We start from the raw sequence: 21,379 nt of genomic DNA on the forward strand, positions 1-21,379 counted from the left end.
CCAAACATTCACAGGCTCTCAGGATGAGGGCTGATCGTTGCGCGCTGGCTGAGATGACGCGGGTGGTATGCCGGTCGCCCGGCCCTCCGCATGGCTCCGGGCGTTCGTCGCTGCAATCGATTCACTGGATCGATTGCTCGGCTTCGCCGACCGCGCCTCACCCATTCCCAATCAGAATGCCTGCTCCGAGCACCAGGCTGCCGCCGAGGACGACCTGGAAGGCGGCGCGCAGGAAGGGAGTCTCCATGTAGCGGTTCTGGATGAAGGCGATCGCCCAAAGTTCGAAGAAAACGATGACGCCGGCGGTGATCGTCGCCGTCCAGAAATGCGGGATCAGATAGGGCAGCGCATGGCCGAGACCGCCGAGCGTCGTCATGATGCCGCAGGCAAGGCCGCGTTTGACCGGCGAGCCCCTGCCGGAGATCTTGCCGTCGTCATGGGCGGCTTCGGTGAAGCCCATCGAGATGCCGGCGCCGACGGAAGCGGAAAGGCCGACAAGGAAGGTCTGCCAGGTGTCCTGGGTGGCAAAGGCGGCGGCAAAGATCGGCGCCAGCGTCGAGACCGAGCCGTCCATCAGCCCGGCAAGGCCCGGCTGCACATAGGTCAGCACGAATTGCCGGTGCGCCGCCTCGTCCTCGTCGCGCTTGATATCTTCGGGCGTATGTTTGTCGCCCAGCATGCGGGCGATATCTTCGTGCCCCTGCTCGGCAAGAGCGAGATCGCCGAGAAGCTCACGCGTCGAAGCATCGGAAGTCTGCTTTGCCGCTTCGACATAGAAGCGGTAGGCCTGCTCCTCCATCGCTTCGGTCTCCTGCCGTATCGCATCGAGCGAAAGGCTTGCCCTGAGCCAGTCGGGCTTGCGTTCGTAGAAGCCCTGCACATGTTCGCGCCGGATCAGCGGGATGCGCTCGCCGAAACGCTGGCGATGGATCTCGATCAGAGATTTGCGATGGGTATCCTCGACCTCGGCCATATCTTCGAAAACCTTTGCCGAGGCCGGGAATTCGTTCCGCAGCCTGTCGGCATAGGCAAGATAGATGCGGGCATCGTCTTCCTCGGAGGCGATTGCGAGGGCGAGAATCTCCTGCTCGGACAGCGACTCGAAAGACCGTTTCGGTGATCTGAAAAATCGCGCCAACATAACTAATCTCCATAATTTAGAATTATTCTAAATCTAAAGAAGGAGCCAATGGCGGTCAAGGGTGCAGACAGGCCGGCTGACAGATTGCCGCAAGCCGCACGGATGCCTTTGGCGCGCCGGCACAAACACCTATATGAGGGGGCGCCGCATCATGCGGCGCCGGGGTTTATGATGGATAATGACATTCAGGGCCGCCCTGCCCATGTCGCGGCGATCCGCGAAAGGGCCGAGGCGGAGATGCGGGCGATGGGCGTCGACGAGGCCTTCATCGGCAGGCTGGTCGAGACCTTTTACGGGCGCGTGCTGGCGCATCCCGATCTCGGTCCGGTGTTCGACGCCAGGCTCTCCGGCCGCTGGCCGGAGCATTTGGAGAAGATGAAGAGCTTCTGGTCGGCCGTCGCCTTTCGCAGCGGCGCCTATGGCGGCAAGCCGGTGCAGGCGCATACGGGCGTCGCCGATCTGACGCCAGACCTCTTTCCGAAGTGGCTGGCGCTGTTTGCCGCAACGCTCGACGATATCGCCCCGTCGCCGGAGGCCAAGGCCTGGTTCATGGCGACGGCGGAGCGGATCGCCAAAAGCCTGACGCTGTCGCTGTTCTACAATCCGGCGCTCGACGACCCGGCCAAGAAGGCGGGCTGACGCATCATTGCCTGGCGGAAAAGGTCGCGCCGGCGCTCGCGGCCACGACCAGGGCCGTTCCTGCCATCTGCAGAAGCGTCATCGGCTGCGTCAGAATGACGAAGCCTGCCAGAGCCGCAATGGCCGGTTCCAGGCTCATGAGAATGCCGAAGGACGTCGTTGGCATGCGCCGCAGGGCAATCAGCTCCAGCGTATAGGGCAGCAGCGGCACGAGCACGGCAAGGCCCGCCATCTCGATCAGGCCGTAAGCGTCAAGCGCCGGCGCTGCGCCTGAAAAGCCGAAGGGTGTGGCAACCACCGCGGCAACCATCAGCGACATGGAAAGCCCTTCCAGCCCCTTGAAGCTGGCGCCGATCTTCTTGGTCAGCACGATATAGATCGCCCAGCCGGTCCCGGCGCCGCCGGCAAAGAGAATGCCCCACATATCCCCGATCCAGCCTTCACCGTCGTGGGCGAGCGCCAACACACCAAGCGCGGCAATGAGCGGCCAGACGAGACGCCGGCTGAGACCATAACCGATGGTCGCGACCGAAAGCGGGCCGAGAAAATCGATCGCCACGGCGAGGCCGAGCGGAATGCGCTCGATCGCCGCGAAAAAACTCATGGTCATCAACGCTGTCGTCGTGCCGAGAACGAGCGCGCTTGTCCATTGCTCTCTGGAGTAGTTGAATATGCGCGGACGGACGGCGACGACCAGGATGACGGCGGCAAAGACGAGGCGCAGCCAGCTTGCGCCGGCCGGTCCGTAGGTGGCGATCGCGTGGGAAGACAGAGCTGCGCCGAACTGGATTGACGACATGGACAGGAGGCACATCAGCCCGCCGGCCGCCAGGCCGGAGGACGTTGCAGGCGTTTCCAATGCCAGCACGCCGGCGCCGTCGTTCGTTCCGTCTTTCATCTGCATCTCCGATCGAGCGCTGTTCATACGGAGGCCGCTTGCAACCGACAAATTCAATCTTCTGATCCAGGCAGCAAGAGAGCTGATGCATATCAGAGGCGGCCGGAGAGGATCACCTCTTCGGCGTCTTCGAAACTCATCTCGAAGACCTTCTTGCCGATCTCGAAGCTGAAGCCATTGCGGGCGAAGGCGGACAGTTCCTTTGCCTTCCTCTTGTCGTCGAGTTCGTCACGGCGAAACGGGCCGAAGGCGCGTTTGCGGGCGAATATGGTCGCGGCATAGAGATCGTCAGCCCCTTCGAGCGCAGCCTGCGCCTTGTCGCTCGCAACACCCTTGGCGGCAAGCTTCTGGGCGATCGCACGCTTCGACTTGCCGCTGCGCACGGCCGAGCGCGTGCTGATTTCGGCATAGGCGTTATCGTCGAGCACCTTGTTGTCATAGGCGAATTTGACGGCGAATTCGGCAACGGCCTTGAGCTGGCCGGCGCTGATCTCGTCGAACTTCTCCTTCGCCTTGCGGGTAATGGCGTTGAAGAGCTGCTTTTCCGTCATCATCCGCCGCTCCAGACGGTAGATGGTGGAGTTGCGCGCCCAGCTCAGCATGCGGGGTGTCGGGCTATCGGATGGAACGGTCTCGTCGGTCATATCAAGCGATCAGGCTTCCAAACCCTTGAGGACATTGGCGACATTGAGCCCGATTTCCGGCACGCCGTAGCCGCCTTCCATGCAGACAAGCACCGGCAGGCCGGCGGCTGATATCATCGCGCCCATGCGGGTGAAATCGTCGGAGGTGAGGCTGAAGAATGAGATCGGATCGCGTTCGAAAGTGTCGACGCCGAGCGCCAGAACGATCGCCTCGGCGCCGAAGGCCTTGATGCGGGCAAGCGCATCGGCAAGGGCCGAAGACCAGACCTGCCATGGCGTGCCCGGCGGCATCGGGTAGTTGCGGTTGGTCCCGGTGCCTTGACCTTCGCCCTCCTCGTCGGCATGGCCGAGGAAATAAGGGAAAGCCTGCATGGGATCGCCGTGCAGCGAGGCGGTGAAAACGTCACCGCGGCGATAGAACAGATCCTGGGTGCCGTTGCCGTGATGGAAATCGACATCGAGCACAGCGATCTTGGCCGCGCCGCGATCGAGCAGCCGTTGCGCCGCCACACCCGCATTGTTGATGAAGCAGTAGCCGCCGAAGAGATCGATGCCGGCATGATGGCCGGGCGGGCGGCAGAGCGCGAAGGCGAAACGATGGCCGTCAGCCAGCCAGTCGGCGCCCGTTACGGCGCAGCGCATCGCGGCGAGCGCCGCCGCGTAGGAGCCCTTGGTGATCGAGGTGTCGGCGGCATTGGCATAATGGCCGATCGCGCCGACGATATTGTCGGGCACGCGCTGGCTGGTGCGGCGCACCGGGAAGGAATTGGCGATCGCCTCGCCTTCGAAGCCGGCGGCCACCCAGCGGTCCCAGACAGTGGCGAGAAAATCGAGATAGGCGGGGTCATGCACCTTCCCAGCCGTTTCCAGCCCGTGCGCATCGGGTGCGACGACATCGGCAAAGCCCGCCTCCTTCACTGCCGCCAGGATCCATTCGGCCCGGAAAGGCGCCTCGAAGGGGGTCACCAGCTGGCCGGCATAGAGCTCGGTCCTGGCATCGCGCAGCTTATGGTCTTCGGAATAGATGACGCGCATTGCAGATTCTGCTCCTGATTGAAAATCGAGATTTACACGGCTTCGCCCCACCGAAAAAGCAGTGTGTCGGCTTGATCGCCGAGCTAAATGACGCCACCTCGCCGATGCTTTCAGAACGAGGAAATTTTCCGCATGAAAGTGCTGATGGTCGATGTCGACGGTGTGCTCATTCATGGCCGACCGGCCGATGGCCTGCCTCTCTTCACCTATCTCGAGCGCGACCTTGGGTTGCGCCTCGACCTGCTGCAGCAGGCATTCTTCCAGACCCACTGGAGCGACATCGTCATCGGCCGCGAGGCGTTGGAACCGCGGCTTTCGGCCGTGCTTGCAGAGATCGCGCCCCATCTTAGCGCCGCAACCCTGATCGATTATTGGTTCGAAAACGATTCCCGCCTCGATCTCAATCTCTTGGAAGAGCTTGCCGCCCTCCGGCAAGGCGGTGTTGCCGTCTTTCTGGCGACCAATCAGGAGCACAGGCGGGCACGCTACCTGATGGAAGAGGCCGGCCTCGGCGCGCATGTCGACGGCATCATCTATTCCGCCGCGCTCGGACATCGCAAACCTTCGCCGGACTTTTTCCGGCTGGCGACCGAACGCGCCGGCGCCCCGCCCGGCGAAATCGGCTTCATCGACGACACGGCGGAAAATATCGAAGCGGCGCGGCAGTTCGGCTGGAACGCGGCGCAATGGACGGCAGGCACCACGCTTGCCGGGGCATTTCCGGCTTTGCGTCGGCCGGCGTGAGTGGAGCCGGCGCAATCAGGCGAGCCGCTTGTAAAACAGGGTGGTGTCGCAATAGCCGCCTTGCGGCCACAGCGCATAGTCGGGAATGACGCCGACGCGCTGCCAGCCGAGACGCGGATAAATCGCTTCGGCATCGCTGCCGGTTGCCGTGTCGAGCACGAGCAGGGTCTTGCCGTGCTTTGCTGCCTCGCGTTCGGCGGCCTCCATCAGCAGCCGGGCGAGGCCCCGCCCGCGGACGGAGCGATGCACCAGGAGCTTCTTCAGATCGCCGCGATGCGGCTGGTTCGGCATCTGCGCCGACCCCACCTGCACCGTACCGACGATCCTGCCCTCCAGTTCAGCGACCAGAAGCAGGCTGACGCCCGCCCCGACCGCATCGGCGACATCGCGCCAGTAGGGTTCGGCATCGTCAGGCCCATAGGGCTGCATGAAGCCGACGGAGGCGCCGCCGGCGACGCAATCGGCGAGCACGTCCGAAAGATCGGCGATGACGGCGCGGGCCTCCGCGGCGGAAAGGGCACGAATGGCGGGCATATGCTTCTCCTGAAATGAATATCGTTATCGGCCGCCGCGATCGAGCACGACGCAATAACGCGCCGGCGCGTTGCCGGGATTGTGAAAGACATGGCCCTCGCCGACCGGCATGAAGAGGCAGTCGCCGGGGCGCAGCCGGTAGACGGTTTCGTCCGCCGTCATCTCCAGCTCGCCATCGAACAGCCAGATATGCTGCGTCATGCCGTGGGATGCCGCATGCGGGGGAAAGCTGACGCGCGCGCCAACGGGGAATTCGACTTCGACGATATCGACATCGGAGGCGGTGCCCGGCGCCGACACCGCACGCCTGAGATAGCCGGTTTCCGGATCGCGCCAGACCTGCTGCTCCTGCCGGCGGGCAAGCGGCGAGGCCTGCTCCCCCTCCTCCGCGAAGAAGGCAGAGAGCGACAGGCCGAGCGCGGCGCAGATCCTTGCCAGCAGCGAGGCCGTCGGGCTCGCCTCGGCCCGTTCGATCCGCGAAATCATCGCGCGGCTGACGCCGGAAGCTGCGGCAAGATCCTCCAGCGTCAAACCCTTATCCAGCCGCAGCGTGCGGATGCGAATGCCGATCGCCTGTTCGAGTTGCTGTTCCATCGTCCCATCCGCAATTCTACTATAAGAGAAATACATGATCCAATGATGGAATCAAGCCAATAAGCGGGGCGCGCACGCAACTTGCCTTCGCCGCAGCCTCGCCGGTATATGTCAGCGCGATCGATGGAGAGACCAATGGACGCCAGCACACAGAGCACGGAACTGACGGGAAGCTTCACGGCCGCCGCCTGGGACAGGATTGCACCCATCATGGCCGAGATCGAGGCACTGCCGCTTCTGACGCGGCTCTCCGACGGCACGCTGCCGCCGGAAATCTTTCGCCACTACATCCTGCAGGACGCGCTTTATCTCAAGCACTATGCGCGATGCCTGGCCATCGTCGCGGCCAAGGCGCCCGACAATGCGCAGGTGCTGCGTTTTCTCGGCTCGGCGCAGAAGGCGATCACCGTCGAGCAGGGCCTGCATGCCGGCTTCCTCACCCAGTTCGGCATCACGGCCGCGGATGTGACCTCGGCCGAGCCGTCGCCCACCTGCTTTGCCTATACCAATTTTCTGCTGGCCACCGCCTATCACCGCTCCTACGCGGTGGCGCTTTCCGCCATTCTCCCCTGCTTCTGGATCTACTGGCATGTCGGCGAAGCGATCAAGAACCGGCCTGTTGTCGAGGGCAATGCCTTCCAGGCCTGGATCAACACCTATGGCGATCCGCAATTTGCTGCCGGCGCCCGCGAGGTGATCGCGCTGACCGACATCGCCGCCCGCGCCGCCTCGCCGATGGAACGCGCCGAAATGGCCGATGTTTTCGTGCGCGCCTCGCAATATGAATGGATGTTCTGGGATTCCGCCTGGCGGCTGGAGACCTGGCCGGTCTGAGACGCGCTCGACCGGCTCGTAAAATAGCGTAAACGGCGGGATAATTACCGCTTTGCGGCCGGGGGCGGCGCTGCTATATGGCGCGCATGAGCACCAATTCGACCACTCCGCTGTCCCATATCCGCAACTTCTCGATCGTGGCCCATATCGACCACGGCAAATCGACGCTGGCCGACCGCCTGATTCAGACGACGGGCGGCCTTGCCGAGCGCGAAATGTCCGAGCAGGTGCTCGACAATATGGATATCGAGCGCGAGCGCGGCATCACCATCAAGGCCCAGACCGTGCGCCTGCACTACCAGGCCGACAATGGCGAGAAATACATTCTCAACCTGATCGACACGCCCGGCCACGTCGACTTCGCCTATGAAGTCTCACGGTCGCTGTCGGCCTGCGAGGGTTCGCTGCTGGTCGTCGACGCTTCGCAGGGCGTGGAAGCGCAGACGCTCGCCAACGTCTATCAGGCGATCGACAACAACCACGAGCTCGTCACCGTGCTCAACAAGATCGACCTGCCGGCGGCCGAACCCGACCGCATCAAGGAACAGATCGAGGAAGTGATCGGCATCGACGCTTCGGAGGCGGTGCTGATCTCGGCCAAAACAGGCCTCGGCATTCCCGATGTGCTCGAAGCGATCGTCCACAAGCTGCCGGCGCCGAAGAGCCCGGGCGGCGAAAAGGCGCCGCTGAAGGCGCTGCTCGTCGACAGCTGGTACGACACCTATCTCGGCGTCATGGTTCTCGTACGCATCATCGACGGCGTCCTGACCAAGGGCCAGACCATTCGCATGATGGGCACCGACGCGAAATACCAGGTGGAGCGTGTCGGCGTGCTGACGCCGAAGATGGTCAATGTCGACAGCCTCGGCCCCGGCGAGATCGGCTTCATCACCGCCTCGATCAAGGAAGTGGCCGATACCCGCGTCGGCGATACGATCACCGAGGACAAGCGGCCGACGGCCCAGGCGCTGCCGGGCTTCAAGCCGGCACAGCCGGTGGTGTTCTGCGGGCTCTTCCCGGTCGACGCCGCCGATTTCGAGGATCTGCGCGCCGCCATGGGCAAGCTTCGCCTCAACGACGCTTCCTTCTCCTTCGAAATGGAATCCTCGGCCGCCCTCGGCTTCGGCTTCCGCTGCGGCTTCCTCGGCTTGCTGCATCTCGAAATCATCCAGGAACGGCTGGAGCGCGAGTTCGACCTCGATCTCATCGCCACCGCCCCGTCGGTGGTCTACAAGATGTTCATGACCGACGGCTCCGAGCGCGAGCTGCACAACCCGGCCGACATGCCCGACGTCGTCAAGATCTCGGAGATCCACGAGCCGTGGATCCGCGCGACGATCCTCACACCCGACGATTATCTCGGCGGCATCCTGAAGCTCTGCCAGGACCGGCGCGGCATCCAGATCGAACTGACCTATGTCGGCACGCGGGCGATGCTGACCTACGACCTGCCGCTCAATGAAGTCGTGTTCGATTTCTACGACCGGCTGAAGTCGATCTCGAAGGGCTATGCCTCCTTCGACTATACGCTCACCGATCATCGCGAGGGCAATCTCGTGAAGATGTCGATCCTCGTCAACGGCGAGCCGGTCGACGCGCTGTCGATGATGGTGCACCGCACCGCCGCCGAAAAGCGCGGCCGCGACATGTGCGAGAAGCTCAAGGAGCTGATCCCGAAGCACATGTTCAAGATCCCGATCCAGGCCGCGATCGGCGGCAACGTCATTGCCCGCGAGACCATCTCGGCGCTGCGCAAGGACGTGACCGCAAAATGCTACGGCGGCGACGCCACCCGCAAGCGCAAGCTGCTCGACAAGCAGAAGGCCGGCAAGAAGCGCATGCGCCAGTTCGGCAAGGTCGAGATTCCGCAGGAAGCCTTCATCGCGGCGCTGAAGATGGGCGACGAATAACGCTTCTCAATGGTACCTTATGCGCATATGATCTGCGCATAGGGCCAAGGAGATCGTTATGGCGCAGCAGCCAAGGAAAGCAGCGAACCTCTCTCTCGATGAGGGACTCGTGTCGCAGGCGCGTGCGCTGAAGATCAACATATCCCGGGCGGCGGAAGATGGGATCGCGAAGGCCATAAAGGCGGAACGCGAACGGCTGTGGCGTATCGAGAACGCGGAGGCCATCCGGTTGGAGAACGAGTATGTCGAAAAGCACGGCTTGCCCTTCGCCAAATACCGTCAGTTTTAATGGCGCGCTTTCACGTCTATCGCTTGAGAAGCGGGAATGTCCTGGCCATCGATCTTCAAGCCAATCTGCTTGACGATCTGCCGTCGCGGGTCATGGTTCCATTGCATCCAGTTCAGGAACTGAGCTGGTCGATCTCGCGACTGAACCCACGCTTCTCAATCGAGGGGGAAGCCTATGTCATGGCGACTCAGCGCATGGCATCGATCCCGACCACGGAACTCGGAAGCGCCATCGCGGATCTTACCGCCGACAGCGACCGCATCGTGGCTGCCGTCGATTTTCTCTTCCAGGGCTTCTGAAATCAACGCTGCGCGCTTTTCCCGCATCATGCTCTAGCTATCGGTCGCCAAAGCCCTTCGCGGAGTCTCGGAAATCCGTCGGCAATGCAGAAGATATTCCGCCGAGCCATCGTCGTCGTTCCATGCATCGGTTTCAGGAATTTCCCGCCATCCACTCAGAGCAGGATCGCGAACCATCCGGTTTTCGCCTGCGTCGACAAACGGCGCTGTCTGCATCTCGATCCCTTCAATGATCCAATCATGGATCATATCTGGCGCATCGTCGAAATGGCTGATCTGCTCGAAATAGAAGAACGGGTCGATCCCGATATAGACACGGCCTTCCAGCCATGTTCCGGGGCGCGCGTCCTTGGGCGGCGGCACATTTTGAAATGCGGGTATTCCGAAATCCATAGCCCACCAATCTTCGGATATGTGTGTGACACGACCGCGAGCCTGATAGAACGAGCCGCTCTCACGCCTCATGAAAACATCGCCGCGATGCTCACTAATCCTCAGCGCCGTTTCATTGTAGAATTCCAGGGCAAAGGCCGCCCGCTGTCCCTTTTGGAATTCGCCGTAGTTTCCATCCATGATGATCCACGCGGAAAGACCGACGGCTAGTTCATTCAGCATCCTTTTCATCCCGGACTGGTTTCTACGATCGCGCCATATACTCCTTGACCAACCCCTCATAGGCCGCCATCTCCGGCAGTGCCGCGTAGCTGTGCACCGCACCGGTCTCGGCAAAGGCCAGCTTCTCGCTCGTCCATGTTTCGATGAAAGGCGTGAACCAGCTGGGGTCATCGAGCATGGTGACGCGCAGATTGACGAACCAGTCCATGCCTTCCGGGCGGGTGAACATCCAGCTCATGCAATGCGGGCAGAAATAATGTTTCGTCGTGCCGTGCAGGCCGCCGATGACCGGTTCGCCCTTCGTTACCTCGAAACCCTCGCTGGGGATGGCGGCACTCAGCGAATAGGCGCTCGCGGTCATCCTCTGGCAGCCCGTGCAATGGCAGGCCATGGTCAGCAGCGGCGGCGCGCTGATCTTCAACCGCACCCGGCCGCAGCGGCAGCCGCCTTCCATGGGTAAGTTCTTTGCTGTCATCATTACTCTCCCCTTCCGCCACCTGATCTAGCGGAGCCGTCGCCATTGTCGAGGGAGCCCGCGGCCACGAATCTCAGGGACGGCTTATCGGACGCGCGGGATTGCCGACCACGGTTGCACCCGCCGGCACATCCTTCGTGACGACCGCGCCGGCGCCGACGATCGCGCCATCGCCGATCGTCACGCCGCCGAGGATGATGGCGCCGCCGCCGATCCAGACATCGCTGCCGATCGTGACCGGCCGGGCGATCTCGATGCCCGCGCCGCGGAGGGGAGGATCCCGGTGATGCTCGGCGCAATAAATCTGTACGCCCGGACCGAACATGCTGCGATCGCCAATCGTCACCCGGCCGGAATCGAGAATGGTGCAGCCGGCATTGAAATAGACGCGCTCGCCGAGAATGATGTTGATACCGTAAGAGCAGTGAAACGGTGCTTCGATGAAGATATCGGGCGCGGCCTGCGCAAAAAGCGCCCTCAAGGCAGGCGCTGCGGCGCCGCGCTTGTCGGGCGGCAAGGTGTTGTGGGCGTGGACGGCCACGCGCGCCTGCTGGCGCAGGCGATCGAGTTCGGCATCGAGGCAGCAATACCATTCACCGGCCGCCATCTTTTCGCGTTCGCTGACCGGCATCGCCTCGTTCCTCACGCGGTCGCTTGCAACAGCAGTCCGGCCTCTTGCCGCTCGATCAGGCTGACCCAGGCGCGCGCTATGGCAAGGCCTGCGGCATCGGCGGCGGCGCCATGGCGCGCAGCCAATTCGTCATAATTCTCCAGCCAGCCGGGAGCGATACGCTCGATCGTGCCGGGGAATTCGCCTTTCCATTGCCTGACGACCTCGGTGTCGGCCTCGAAGTGAAACTGCGTGCCGTAGACGGCGCGGCCGATGCGGAAGGCCTGGTTCTCGGCAACGGGGCTCGTCGCAAGACACACCGCACCTTCGGGCAAGGAAAACGTATCGGCGTGCCATTGAAAGATGGTGAATTCGTCGCCCACATCAGACAGCAGCGGATCGGACCGGCCTTCACCCGTGACACCAATACTGTGCCAGCCGAATTCACGAGCGGCACCCAGCAGATTGTCGGCGCCATAGGCGCGAGCGAGGATTTGGCTGCCGAGGCAGATGCCGAGCACGGCTTTGCCGGCATCGCCGAAGCGGCGCGTTAGCCGCACGAGTTCCGGCAGGTGGGGGTGCGTCTCGTCATCCAGCGCGCTCTGTTCGCCGCCGAGAATGACGAGCGCGTCATGGCCGGATATATCTTGCGGCAGACTGCCGTCCCGCCACACACGGAACCACTCGATCTCCGCTCCCGCCTCCTCGAGCGCTCTGGCAAGCGCGCCGAGCCCGGTATTTTTCATATTTTCGACGACTGCGACTCGCATGGCTTTTCCCGATCTGGCCGATGGCGGGAGGAGATCATGCCCGGATGGGGCGCGCAAGACGCTTGTGCAAGGCCGATTGCGCACGCAGGCGGCAAGGCTTAAACCTGCCGGAACGAAAGGAAATCGCCATGACCGAAAAACCCCGCGTCTCGATCCTCTACTGCACCCAGTGCAATTGGCTGCTGCGCGCTGCCTGGATGGCGCAGGAGCTGCTGCACACCTTTTCCGACAGCCTCGGCGAGGTGGCGCTGATCCCCGGCACCGGCGGCAATTTCGAAATCCGCGTCAATGGCGACCTCATCTGGGAGCGCAAGCGCGACGGCGGCTTTCCCGGGCCGAAGGAGCTGAAGCAGCGGGTCCGCGACATCGTCGAGCCCGGCCGCGATCTCGGCCATGTCGACCGCGCCTCGCTCGAGAGCTGACCTCAGCGATAGGGCGAGCGGCAGACCCGGTAGACGCCCTCATAGGTGAGGAAGTGATCCGTCCGCGGATTGTAGGAGCGGTACTCATTGGTGCACCAGGCGATATGCTTGTTCATATCGCGCGCCGCCGGCTGTGCGCGGCGCACCGGCGGCGGATCATAGGTCAGCTGCGGCCGCCCGGCCGCACCCGGCAGATAATAGGTCGGCCCGGCGCCACGCGGACGGTAATTCGGCTGGACATAGGCGGGCCGATGCCATTGCTGCGGCCCGAAACCGAAGCAGCCGCGGAAATCGCAGAGCGTCGACCCCGTGTTGAGCGGCCCAAGACCCGGCTTCGGCGAATCAGCGCTGGCCATGGCAGGCGCGAAAACAGCGAGAAGACTGGCGAACAGAAGCGTGCGGGCAGCAGCCATGAGGCATTCCTTTCGATACTCCCTCCATATAGGGCGTCGCGAGCGAAGCGCTATGCCCGCCCTCCGGCCGCTCCCTCGCATGTGATCGGCAGTTTTTTGCCGACTGTCAGGAAAACTTCAAAAACCCAGTTGACAGTCACGAGCCACCCCCTTACATCGCTCTCCGTCGCCCAGATGGCGGAATTGGTAGACGCGCAGGTTTCAGGTACCTGTGCCGCGAGGCGTGGAGGTTCGAGTCCTCTTCTGGGCACCATTCCAATCTTGATCGCTACCGAGATCAAGTACTTAAGCCTTTCCAATAAGTTGCGCATTTGGTACCTTGTAACAAAGGCCAGTAACAATGCGCTTAAGGGCTTGTCCGCCCAATGGCCCCTAAGGGCTCCCCCCAACCCCATTTCGTCAAACGAATCCCTGCCGATCTGCACAAGCGGCTCGTAGGTCGCACCCTCGTTATCCCGCTTGCCAACGACACGGTAGACTTCAAGGTCACACCCAGCACGCAGAGCATTCGGTTCTCACTTCGCACAGCTAACCCGGCAGAGGCGAAGGTCCGGCAGGCCGAAGCGCTGGCTTACATCGAGCAGTACCTTGAGGCCGTCCGCAATGGCAGGCCTATCCAGCTCACCCTCCGGCAAATCTCTGCGTTGGCCGGAGAGTTCTACAAGTCGTGGTCTTCAGGCCCAGACGCGCAACGCTTAAACTTCTCGGTGTGTCTCTTAGCATCCCTTAAGGTTTTATCGCTCATAGGTGCCAACCAGAGGAAAGAAGGTAAGGCAATGGCATTTGGGCACTCCACGAGACCAGAAAATCTGCAAGCTATCGGAAATGAGGGGCTGCTTCTCAGGCGGGCTCTCCCGGTCGAGGGTATGGAAAGCGCCTCGGTTTGGCTCTTTGACCTGAATGACCCTGCGGCACTACGCAAGTACCATGCCGCCCCGAGAGTATTGATTGAAGTTGATGACGCTGGTCTAAACCGTGACCTTCTGCGGGAATACTACTCGGTGCCGAGCCAGTTCAGAAAGCCTGGATCTGGGCCAGACGCTTACGAGTACCGTGGAGATATCGGCCCCGATCTGCTCCGCATCCACGGCGACGGCGACTGGGGAGGCATCAGGGCAGCGCAGAGGAGCGGACTTATGACTAAGTTCATGAGGTGGCTGGGGCGGGCTTGGTGACTCATTGCGTGCGGAGGCAGGAGGGTGCCATCATGCCTGCATTGGGTCCCATGGCAGGGGGCACGGGGGAACCTCGTCGCCGCTGCCACGTGGATAGCCTCTGAGATATGTGACCCCTGTATAAGTCGGGTAGACAGCCTCTTGTTTGCTCGGTTTGCGTGCAAGTAGAATACGAGTCGAATGCTTGTCCCAGCACATGGATAGTTAGATGACCGATAACACCAGCCCTGCGCGAGAAGAAGTCCCCGAACTTATTGAAGCAATTTCCTTAAAACATTTCCTGGAGAATATTCACCCCTCAATGGTGAAGCCCATCAGCGAGCTATGGGGAGTTGAGAGCAGGAATGGCTACACGCAACGCGTAATTGTCACACCCGACCTGCGCCTGCATTGCCAGCGATGTGGGGGAGAACGGACGTTTCGGTGTTCGAAGGATGAGTTCTTCAATGCTGACCAAACGGGTGGAAGTTTTAATGTAATCTATCAATGTGGCGACTGCCACGAACAGACAAAACACTATTCTCTTTACGCAGTCTTCAAAAACCGTCCGAGCGGTGAGCTTTATAAATACGGAGAATTACCTCCCTTTGGCGTCCCCGTGCCCAACAAGGTTCTGAGGCTTTTCGGTAAAGACGCCACGTTGTTCCAAAAGGGCAGGCAGTGCGAGAACCTTGGGTACGGCGTGGCTGCCTTTGCGTACTACCGGCGGGTGGTCGAAAACCACAAGAACGATATCTTCGAGGAAATTATAAAGGTCTGCCGAACAGTCAAAGCGCCGGATGACATCATCGCCGAGCTGCAACAAGCCAAGAACGAAATTGCCTTTACGAAGGCCATTGAGGCAATCAAGTCGGCACTTCCTCAGGGCCTCCTAATTAACGGCCACAACCCGCTGCTAGCCCTCCATGGTGCCCTCAGTGTGGGGCTGCATGATGAAAGCGATGAGGACTGCCTTGCCGCTGCACAAGCGGTTCGCCTAGTGCTGACTGACCTCGTAGAAAAAATAGCCACCCTGAAGCAAGACGACAGGCAGCTGAACGAAGCTGTGCGGTTGCTGCTCAGAAAGAAATCCTAACAGGCCGCCCCGAAATCACTCGCGCCGAATAGCGAGGAAGACCCAGCCGTGCTCTCTAACTGGTGACTAGGCGCTCATTGAGAAACTATCGTATTGGCGCTTCAAAATGATTTTACTCGGTGTTCTACTGCTGCTTCCTATTCCGGTGTTGGCGGCGCTGTATGCGGCCTCGTTGCCCGGCGACATGTTCCTGCGGATTTCGCATTTCAATGAATGGATGTCCGTGGCGGGAACTTTGCTCGGTTACTGGGGTCTAGTCGCCTCCAGCTATGCGGCCCTTGGGGTACGGAAGATTGAGGAGCGCTACTTCGCGAAAGCTCGACTCCCACCTCTTCGCAAAAATATTGAAAAGCTTGCAAGTGAGCTCAGCACTCACAGCGAAACCAAGGCATCCGACGCCATGCCACTCAGCATATTTTCTGCTTTGGATGTGGAGGTCCGAGCCCTAATGCGCGTAAGCGGCTTCGGCCGGAAACGGCAACTGAAGGCCCTAGTTCAGAACGTTGAAAACATATCACGATGGATTAAGAATAACCAAAATAGCGCTTCACCCCTAAATTCCTGCTCGGACTTTTGGGACCTCTACAAAGGCTTGAACGGCATCTCGTTGGAAATACGGGCGGTCATCGAGGAAGAGAAGGCAAAATAGCATGTCATATTCCAATAGTGATTGGGTTCAGGCGGTCGCAAAGCTTCTTGAAATTACCTCTAAGGAGATAATAAAGTGGGCGCCAACAAAAGAATACTCTGAGGGGAATACTGAGAGGGTTGATCGCGCTTTCGAGTCGAGACTAAATAGCAATCGGTACGTGGTGAAGAGATACCAAATCCAGTCGTGGTATGACGAAGATCCAGAAAGCTATCACTGGAACGGCCCTTATTACGGCTTGGATATCTATCGGGCCAATGTTTTCGAGCCGGAGCTAGTTGCGAGTGCTCCCGAAATCCCGATGGTAAGGGACCTCTTCAACAAAGCTGACAGCATGTATGCGTTCCAGACAGGGATACTGGATGACCTGCTGAAGCCGAACATATTTGAGTAGACGGGAAACGTAACGCTGCCCTGTAACAACCCTTGCTGCACGGCCATTATTATGCAATAAAATCAATGTGAAGAGGATAGAATGCGCAGTCCTCTTCTGGGCACCATTTCCAATTTCAGGCCGCCGTTTCGGCGGTTCTGAACACCCCCAAAACCTGCTTCCAAGTGCTCTTCTGCTATCTCCGCAATTTCGTTGCATCTGAACATTTGTTGATAGCAGACAAGTCGATGCCGGCTCGGCCAAAAGCCAACAAGAAGCTCCCGAACACAGCGACGCATGGGTTTCCATGTTTCGTTTTGCTGTCGGCACTGGATCGGTATAATGGCGACTGTTCTCGATGCAGATTTTTTCCGGGCCATCGCCAGTCTGCAATACAGCGCGTAAATGGGCAGCTCTCGACTTTGCTTGTGAAATGAAGTGACATCGATAATCAGAATTTTATACAGCAGTCTGCGTAGCGCGATTCTCGCAAAAAAGCAGGCGCGAGAAGACCTGAAGCGCTTGGCCGCGCCGTTGGCGCTAGCCGCGCAGAATGTACAGCTGCGCAATCGGCACGCAGGCCAGCGTTGCTTCATACTTGCCAACGGACCAAGTATAAAGCAGCAGAACATCAGCGTACTCAAGTCCGAGCATGTGATTTCGGTATCCAGTGGTTATCTACATTCCGATTATGCAGAAATCGCACCCGCATATCATTGCGTGCCGCAGATTACCTACGGCTTGATGTCCCGAGCCGATGTTGTTGCCTGGTTTCGCGAAATGCACGAGAAACTCGGGCACGCGGTGCTTTTTCTCAATCACACGGAAGAAGCCGTCGCGCGCGAGGAGAAGCTCTTCGCCGGCCGCCAGGTACGATATACGGTTTTCTCGGGCGGCTTTTCCGAATATCCGACAGATGAGATTCCGGACATCGCATCCCGCATACCCGCCGTTCAGTCGGTGCCGGTCATGGGTTTGATGATCGCTATGTATATGGGGTTTTCGGAAATATATCTTCTTGGCACCGACCACGACCACTTCCGCACGGCTGAATACAAGTATTCCTTCGAGCCGACGGTTTTGCGCGGCAAGGACAGTACCGTCGATGCCGGTGGCAAGCCCACTTCCTGGTATGCGGAGTTCGTGGGATTGGCGCGCCTCTGGGAGCAGTACCGGTCGATCAAGCAGATCGCCCAGCATCATGGCATCCGTATTTTCAACGCGACTGCCGGCGGCGAATTGGACGAATTTCCCAGAGTGGACTTTGCGTCGCTGTTTCCACCAGCACAGGCGCAATCTTCAGCCGAATGCTGAGATCCGTGACCCCGTCATTAACGACAGCTCGACCGCTTCAAGTCGATCTCCGAGGCGTCAGATAGCCTCGTGCCGACGATGCGTCGCAGGCGAATGTTGCAAAGGTGGTCGATTTTCGGCGAGATCAACACCGTAACGCCGTTCGGATCGGAAAAACGTCGTTGCATTGGCATCGTCCGTTCAATAGTTAGTACACCGATTTCGCAAACCCTTGATCAATTGAATCCAGCGGTCTGCCGTCAACCGAGTGCGTCCCCAGTTGGGTTCAGACTACAGAAATAAAGGGATATCACCCATGAATTGTCGTATGTGTGGCAGCACCAAGTTGCATAAATTTCTCGACTTGGGTTTTACACCTCCAGCCGACCAATTCCGGCGCAGGGATCAGGCGCGTGAGCCAGACGTTTATTATCCCCTGCAGGTAATGATGTGTGACGATTGTGGCTTGGCCCAGTTGAGTCATGTCGTCTCTCCAGAAGTCTTATATCGAAACGACTATCCTTATGAGTCGTCCACCACCCGTACGGGTCAGGCGCACTGGTCGGAGTTCGCTGCCAGCGTCGTTGAACGCCTTAAGTTAGGGCCGGAGGACTTGGCGGTGGATATCGGCAGCAATGTGGGCGTGCTGCTGGGAGCTTTCCAAAGCCAAGGCTTGCGGGTGCAGGGCGTCGACCCTGCAGCCAACATCGTCCTGATCGCCCAGGCAAATGGGATCGACACGATCTGCGATTTTTTCAATGAAGACACCGCTCGCACGATCGTTGCCGACAAAGGTCACGCATCGGTGGTTACCGCAACCAACGTATTCGCCCATGTGGATGACCTTGATCGCTTTATCTCCAGCGTCAAGGAATTGCTCAGCGAAAAAGGCGTGTTCATTTTTGAAGCGCCGTATTTCGTCAATCTGCTCAAGCACAACGAATACGACACGATATATCACGAGCATCTCTCGTACCTGTCGGTCAAACCTCTGCTGGCCTTTTTCCGCAAGCACGACATGGAAATATTTCATATCGAGGAGCGCGATATTCATGGCGGCTCTTTCCGTGTGCATGTGGGCCGGACCGGCATGTGGCCTGCTTCGTCGGACGCAGAACGCATGGCGCAACAAGAAGTGGAAATGGGCATATACAGCCACGAAAAACTGGCTGAGTTTGCCGCTGCCGTCCGGCGCAACAAGGACGAACTGACCTGGCTGCTTCATTCCCTCAAGCATCAGGGCAAGCGGATCGCCGCCGTCAGCGCCCCTGCCAAGGGTATGACCCTGCTCAATTACTGCGGGCTTGACGCCGACATACTTGATTTCGTCACGGAGAAGTCGAAGCTGAAAATTGGCCGTTATACCCCGGGCGCGCACATTCCCGTGGTATCCGACGAAGAACTGCTCAACCGTCAGCCTGATTATGCATTGCTCTTGGCCTGGAATTTTGCCGAGGAGATCATCGGAAACCTGCACGAATTCCGGCGCCGGGGAGGCAAATTCATTATCCCGATTCCCTTCCCCAAAATCGTCGACTGACTGTTCTTAAGGAGCACGTAATGGAGAAAATCTCCCTGGCCCCCGCATTCAAGGATGCTCGCGGCGAAATTACCGATCTTCTCGAAAACGAGACGATCAACGCGATTACGCGCATCACCTTTTCCAAAGGCGCGGTACGCGGCAACCACTATCACGAGCAAACCACCCAGTGGAACTATGTGATATCGGGCCGCATCAAGTTGGTCAGTCAGTTGCCCGGCGAGCCGGTGGTTGAGATTGTGATGAATCCGGGCGAACTCTTCGTTACGAAGCCCCATGTGCGCCATGCTCTTGTAGGCTTGGATGATGCTGATCTGCTGGTCTTTACCAGGGGACCGCGTGGCGGTAAGGAATACGAAAGCGATACATTCCGTCTCGACGTTCCCCTGGCAACCGGTATCTGAGCCATGTCAACACAACCCCTGCGCCAGGATTCGTCCGCATCCGTACGTCGCGTGCCCGTCTCGCAGCCATTGCTGGGGGCGGAAGAAACCCATCATGTCAACGCGGCCTTGGCCCAAGGCGCCATCTCGGGTTTCTTCGGCGACTACCTGTCAACGTTCGAGCAGGAATTCGCCGCCTATTGCGACTGTGCTCATGGGGTATCGGTGTCCAGCGGAACCACCGCACTTCATCTGGCGCTGGCAACCCTGTCGATCGGTCGCGGCGACGAGGTGCTGGTGGCCTCGCTGACCAATATGGCGACGTTTTTCGCGGTGCTGTACCAGGGGGCACATCCTGTCCCGATTGACTCCGAAGCCGATACTTTGAACCTCGATCCGGCGCTGTTACGCGCAAAGATCACCTCGAAGACCAAAGCCATTCTGGTGGTGCACCTGTTTGGTCACCCGGTCGACATGGATCCCGTCATGCAGATTGCCCGCGAGCACAATCTGTACGTCATCGAGGACTGTGCCGAGGCTCATGGCGCCCTGTACAAAGGCCGCAAGGTCGGTGGTATCGGCGACATCGGCTGCTTCAGCTTCTACGCCAACAAGGTGATCACAACAGGTGAAGGCGGGATGCTGACACTCAATAACGCCGAGTGGGCTGACCGCGCCCGTAATCTCAAGGGATTGGCGTTCGGTGACAAGAACAAATTTATGCATAAGGACATCGGATACAACTTCCGGATGACCAATCTGCAGGCAGCGATCGGGCATGCCCAGTTCGGCAAGATCGAACAGATCATCGATGCCAAGCGAAGCATTGCAAACAAGTATACGCAACGCCTGCGCGGGCGCGACGACCTGCAATTGCCGGTGGAAAAGCCTTATGCCCGAAATGTTCACTGGATGTACATGGTGCTCGTCAGCGGACGCAACGCGGGGCGGCGCGCAGAAGTGATGCGTGCGCTGGCACAAAAGGGCATTGAGAGCCGCGAGAATTTCCTGCCTTACAACATGCAGGAGATTTTTATCGATCGCGGCTGGACCAGCGCCGATGAATGCCCGGTGGCGAACGACCTCGGCCTGCGCGGCTTTTACCTGCCTAGCGGCCCTGCGATTTCTGACGACGACATCGATTACGTCTGCCAGAGCCTGATCGAAGCATTGGACCAATGAGTGTTTTTGCGCCGTGACAGGGAAAGAACAAGAGCCGATTCCGTTCGGCGAATACTCCGCGATCTATGATCTTATCTACCGCGACAAGGACTATGCCGGTGAGGCTGGTTTTGTCGCGGCTCTGATTGAGCAATACGCGCCGCGTCAAAATGATGCGCCGATTCGGGTTCTGGATCTGGCCTGTGGTACAGGACGTCATGCCATGGAACTGGCGGCCGGCGGCTATGTTGTCGAAGGCAGCGACATCTCATCGGGAATGGTGGCAGTGGCGCGCAATAGCGCCAGGGAACGCGGGCTCAATGTAGGATTCCACGAGTGTTCGTTTCAGACTGCCGATACAATCCCGGGTTCTTTCGACGTCGTTCTGGCCATGTTTGCGGCACTGGGCTATCTCACCCATTTTACCGATTTTGAACTGACCCTGAGGAATGTCGCGCAGAAAATGGCGCCGGGCGGCATTTTCATTTTCGATGTGTGGAACGGCGCGGCGGTGCTGCCGCAATATTCCCCCCACAAGGTGAGGCACGAGGCGGACGATAAACGCAAGGTGGAGCGCGTTTCCCGTACGACCCTCGATGAGATTGCACAACAGGCCGTCGTCAAGTTCGAATTCAAGGTCGAGTATGCCGATGGGACCGTGAAGCATTTCAGCGAGAACCATCACGTGCGGTTTTATTTCCCGCAGGAAATGGTCGACTTGCTGACAGCGCTCGGTTTCGAAGTTCTTCTGCGATGCCCCTTTATGCAGCCGGAAAAAGCAGTGTCTAAGGACGACTGGAACATGACTTATGTTGTGCGGAAAATGTCGGACAGGCCGACGGCTGCGTACCAAGGCCAGTAACG

General features: G+C 59.6%; 27 protein-coding genes and 1 tRNA gene. 17 read left to right on the forward strand and 11 right to left on the reverse strand.

From position 1 onward, the window contains the following. Positions 1-157 precede the first annotated feature (157 nt). Positions 158-1,141, reverse strand: a complete 984-nt coding sequence (gene mbfA, locus CO655_RS29745) for an iron exporter MbfA (RefSeq protein ID WP_097579417.1) — start codon at positions 1,139-1,141, stop codon at positions 158-160. A 171-nt stretch (positions 1,142-1,312) separates the two neighbouring features. Here mbfA and CO655_RS29750 point away from each other — a divergent pair, with 171 nt between their 5' ends. Next, positions 1,313-1,780 carry a truncated hemoglobin gene (locus CO655_RS29750; protein WP_097667712.1) on the forward strand — a complete coding sequence of 156 codons (468 nt, stop codon included), beginning with the start codon at positions 1,313-1,315 and terminating at the stop codon, positions 1,778-1,780. Positions 1,781-1,784: 4 nt separating this feature from the next. Here the strand turns inward: CO655_RS29750 and CO655_RS29755 are convergent, their stop codons facing one another. The 3 genes from CO655_RS29755 to CO655_RS29765 form a co-directional block, all read right to left on the reverse strand. After that, positions 1,785-2,678 (reverse strand): EamA family transporter, encoded by an 894-nt coding sequence (locus CO655_RS29755; RefSeq protein ID WP_097667686.1) that lies wholly within the window; start codon positions 2,676-2,678, stop codon positions 1,785-1,787. A 92-nt stretch (positions 2,679-2,770) separates the two neighbouring features. Further along, a complete protein-coding gene (recX, locus tag CO655_RS29760) occupies positions 2,771-3,322 on the reverse strand; it encodes a recombination regulator RecX (RefSeq protein ID WP_097667687.1) in 552 nt (183 codons plus the stop codon). A 9-nt stretch (positions 3,323-3,331) separates the two neighbouring features. Beyond that, positions 3,332-4,357 (reverse strand): histone deacetylase family protein, encoded by a 1,026-nt coding sequence (locus CO655_RS29765; protein WP_097667688.1) that lies wholly within the window; start codon positions 4,355-4,357, stop codon positions 3,332-3,334. A gap of 132 nt (positions 4,358-4,489) precedes the next feature. Here CO655_RS29765 and CO655_RS29770 point away from each other — a divergent pair, with 132 nt between their 5' ends. Next, positions 4,490-5,101 (forward strand): HAD-IA family hydrolase, encoded by a 612-nt coding sequence (locus CO655_RS29770; protein ID WP_097667689.1) that lies wholly within the window; start codon positions 4,490-4,492, stop codon positions 5,099-5,101. Positions 5,102-5,116: 15 nt separating this feature from the next. On the opposite strand, the gene CO655_RS29775 is transcribed toward CO655_RS29770, so the two are convergent. Together CO655_RS29775 and CO655_RS29780 are read right to left on the reverse strand one after the other, a co-directional pair. Beyond that, positions 5,117-5,635 carry a GNAT family N-acetyltransferase gene (locus CO655_RS29775; RefSeq protein ID WP_097667690.1) on the reverse strand — a complete coding sequence of 173 codons (519 nt, stop codon included), beginning with the start codon at positions 5,633-5,635 and terminating at the stop codon, positions 5,117-5,119. 24 nt (positions 5,636-5,659) lie between these two features. Then, the gene (locus CO655_RS29780) at positions 5,660-6,229 is read right to left on the reverse strand and encodes an XRE family transcriptional regulator (protein WP_097667691.1); all 570 of its coding nucleotides are present in this window, start codon (positions 6,227-6,229) and stop codon (positions 5,660-5,662) included. A gap of 135 nt (positions 6,230-6,364) precedes the next feature. Here CO655_RS29780 and tenA point away from each other — a divergent pair, with 135 nt between their 5' ends. From tenA to CO655_RS29800, 4 genes are all read left to right on the forward strand, one after another. Then, positions 6,365-7,063: a thiaminase II gene (tenA, locus tag CO655_RS29785; RefSeq protein ID WP_097667692.1), complete on the forward strand. Its 699-nt coding sequence runs from the start codon at positions 6,365-6,367 to the stop codon at positions 7,061-7,063. Between the two features lie 77 nt (positions 7,064-7,140). Beyond that, positions 7,141-8,973, forward strand: coding sequence for a translation elongation factor 4 (gene lepA / locus CO655_RS29790; RefSeq protein WP_097609083.1), 1,833 nt, complete (start codon positions 7,141-7,143; stop codon positions 8,971-8,973). 58 nt (positions 8,974-9,031) lie between these two features. Beyond that, a complete protein-coding gene (locus CO655_RS29795) occupies positions 9,032-9,262 on the forward strand; it encodes a type II toxin-antitoxin system CcdA family antitoxin (RefSeq protein ID WP_097609080.1) in 231 nt (76 codons plus the stop codon). Continuing rightward, entirely contained in the window at positions 9,262-9,561 is a 300-nt protein-coding gene (locus tag CO655_RS29800; RefSeq protein ID WP_097609078.1) for a CcdB family protein, read from the forward strand. Before CO655_RS29795 ends, CO655_RS29800 begins: the two co-directional genes overlap by 1 nt. 33 nt (positions 9,562-9,594) lie before the next feature. Here CO655_RS29800 and CO655_RS29805 read toward each other — a convergent pair whose 3' ends face one another. The 4 genes from CO655_RS29805 to CO655_RS29820 all read right to left on the reverse strand — a co-directional run bounded on the left by CO655_RS29805 (position 9,595) and on the right by CO655_RS29820 (position 12,031). Beyond that, entirely contained in the window at positions 9,595-10,176 is a 582-nt protein-coding gene (locus CO655_RS29805; RefSeq protein WP_097667693.1) for a hypothetical protein, read from the reverse strand. Positions 10,177-10,198: 22 nt separating this feature from the next. Further along, a complete protein-coding gene (locus CO655_RS29810; RefSeq protein WP_097667713.1) occupies positions 10,199-10,651 on the reverse strand; it encodes a GFA family protein in 453 nt (150 codons plus the stop codon). 73 nt (positions 10,652-10,724) lie between these two features. Further along, positions 10,725-11,282: a sugar O-acetyltransferase gene (locus tag CO655_RS29815; protein ID WP_097667694.1), complete on the reverse strand. Its 558-nt coding sequence runs from the start codon at positions 11,280-11,282 to the stop codon at positions 10,725-10,727. Positions 11,283-11,293: 11 nt separating this feature from the next. Beyond that, positions 11,294-12,031 carry a type 1 glutamine amidotransferase gene (locus CO655_RS29820; protein WP_097667695.1) on the reverse strand — a complete coding sequence of 246 codons (738 nt, stop codon included), beginning with the start codon at positions 12,029-12,031 and terminating at the stop codon, positions 11,294-11,296. Between the two features lie 128 nt (positions 12,032-12,159). On the opposite strand from CO655_RS29820, the gene CO655_RS29825 reads away from it, so the two are divergent. Beyond that, positions 12,160-12,453 (forward strand): SelT/SelW/SelH family protein, encoded by a 294-nt coding sequence (locus CO655_RS29825; protein WP_097609066.1) that lies wholly within the window; start codon positions 12,160-12,162, stop codon positions 12,451-12,453. A gap of 2 nt (positions 12,454-12,455) precedes the next feature. Here CO655_RS29825 and CO655_RS29830 read toward each other — a convergent pair whose 3' ends face one another. After that, positions 12,456-12,866: a BA14K family protein gene (locus CO655_RS29830; protein ID WP_097609064.1), complete on the reverse strand. Its 411-nt coding sequence runs from the start codon at positions 12,864-12,866 to the stop codon at positions 12,456-12,458. Positions 12,867-13,034: 168 nt separating this feature from the next. Here CO655_RS29830 and CO655_RS29835 point away from each other — a divergent pair. The 10 genes from CO655_RS29835 (at position 13,035) to CO655_RS29880 (ending at position 21,377) form a co-directional block, all read left to right on the forward strand. Further along, positions 13,035-13,119 (forward strand) — tRNA-Leu (locus tag CO655_RS29835). Positions 13,120-13,231: 112 nt separating this feature from the next. After that, positions 13,232-14,041 carry a DUF6538 domain-containing protein gene (locus CO655_RS29840; RefSeq protein WP_097667696.1) on the forward strand — a complete coding sequence of 270 codons (810 nt, stop codon included), beginning with the start codon at positions 13,232-13,234 and terminating at the stop codon, positions 14,039-14,041. A gap of 208 nt (positions 14,042-14,249) precedes the next feature. After that, complete coding sequence (locus CO655_RS29845) at positions 14,250-15,116, forward strand: hypothetical protein (RefSeq protein ID WP_141514377.1); 867 nt, start codon at positions 14,250-14,252, stop codon at positions 15,114-15,116. 106 nt (positions 15,117-15,222) lie between these two features. After that, positions 15,223-15,765, forward strand: a complete 543-nt coding sequence (locus tag CO655_RS29850) for a hypothetical protein (protein ID WP_097667698.1) — start codon at positions 15,223-15,225, stop codon at positions 15,763-15,765. Position 15,766: 1 nt separating this feature from the next. Next, positions 15,767-16,159, forward strand: coding sequence for a hypothetical protein (locus tag CO655_RS29855; protein WP_097667699.1), 393 nt, complete (start codon positions 15,767-15,769; stop codon positions 16,157-16,159). Between the two features lie 417 nt (positions 16,160-16,576). Next, complete coding sequence (locus tag CO655_RS29860; RefSeq protein WP_245423955.1) at positions 16,577-17,452, forward strand: hypothetical protein; 876 nt, start codon at positions 16,577-16,579, stop codon at positions 17,450-17,452. Between the two features lie 307 nt (positions 17,453-17,759). Continuing rightward, the gene (locus CO655_RS29865; RefSeq protein WP_245423957.1) at positions 17,760-18,971 is read left to right on the forward strand and encodes a class I SAM-dependent methyltransferase; all 1,212 of its coding nucleotides are present in this window, start codon (positions 17,760-17,762) and stop codon (positions 18,969-18,971) included. Between the two features lie 20 nt (positions 18,972-18,991). Continuing rightward, positions 18,992-19,375: a cupin domain-containing protein gene (locus CO655_RS29870; protein WP_064681492.1), complete on the forward strand. Its 384-nt coding sequence runs from the start codon at positions 18,992-18,994 to the stop codon at positions 19,373-19,375. Positions 19,376-19,378: 3 nt separating this feature from the next. Continuing rightward, positions 19,379-20,536: a DegT/DnrJ/EryC1/StrS family aminotransferase gene (locus CO655_RS29875; protein WP_097667700.1), complete on the forward strand. Its 1,158-nt coding sequence runs from the start codon at positions 19,379-19,381 to the stop codon at positions 20,534-20,536. Between the two features lie 13 nt (positions 20,537-20,549). Beyond that, positions 20,550-21,377 carry a class I SAM-dependent methyltransferase gene (locus tag CO655_RS29880; RefSeq protein WP_097667701.1) on the forward strand — a complete coding sequence of 276 codons (828 nt, stop codon included), beginning with the start codon at positions 20,550-20,552 and terminating at the stop codon, positions 21,375-21,377. Positions 21,378-21,379: the final 2 nt, after the last annotated feature.

The organism is Rhizobium sp. M1, from assembly GCF_002531805.1.
Classification (GTDB): Bacteria; Pseudomonadota; Alphaproteobacteria; order Rhizobiales; family Rhizobiaceae; genus Rhizobium; species Rhizobium etli_C.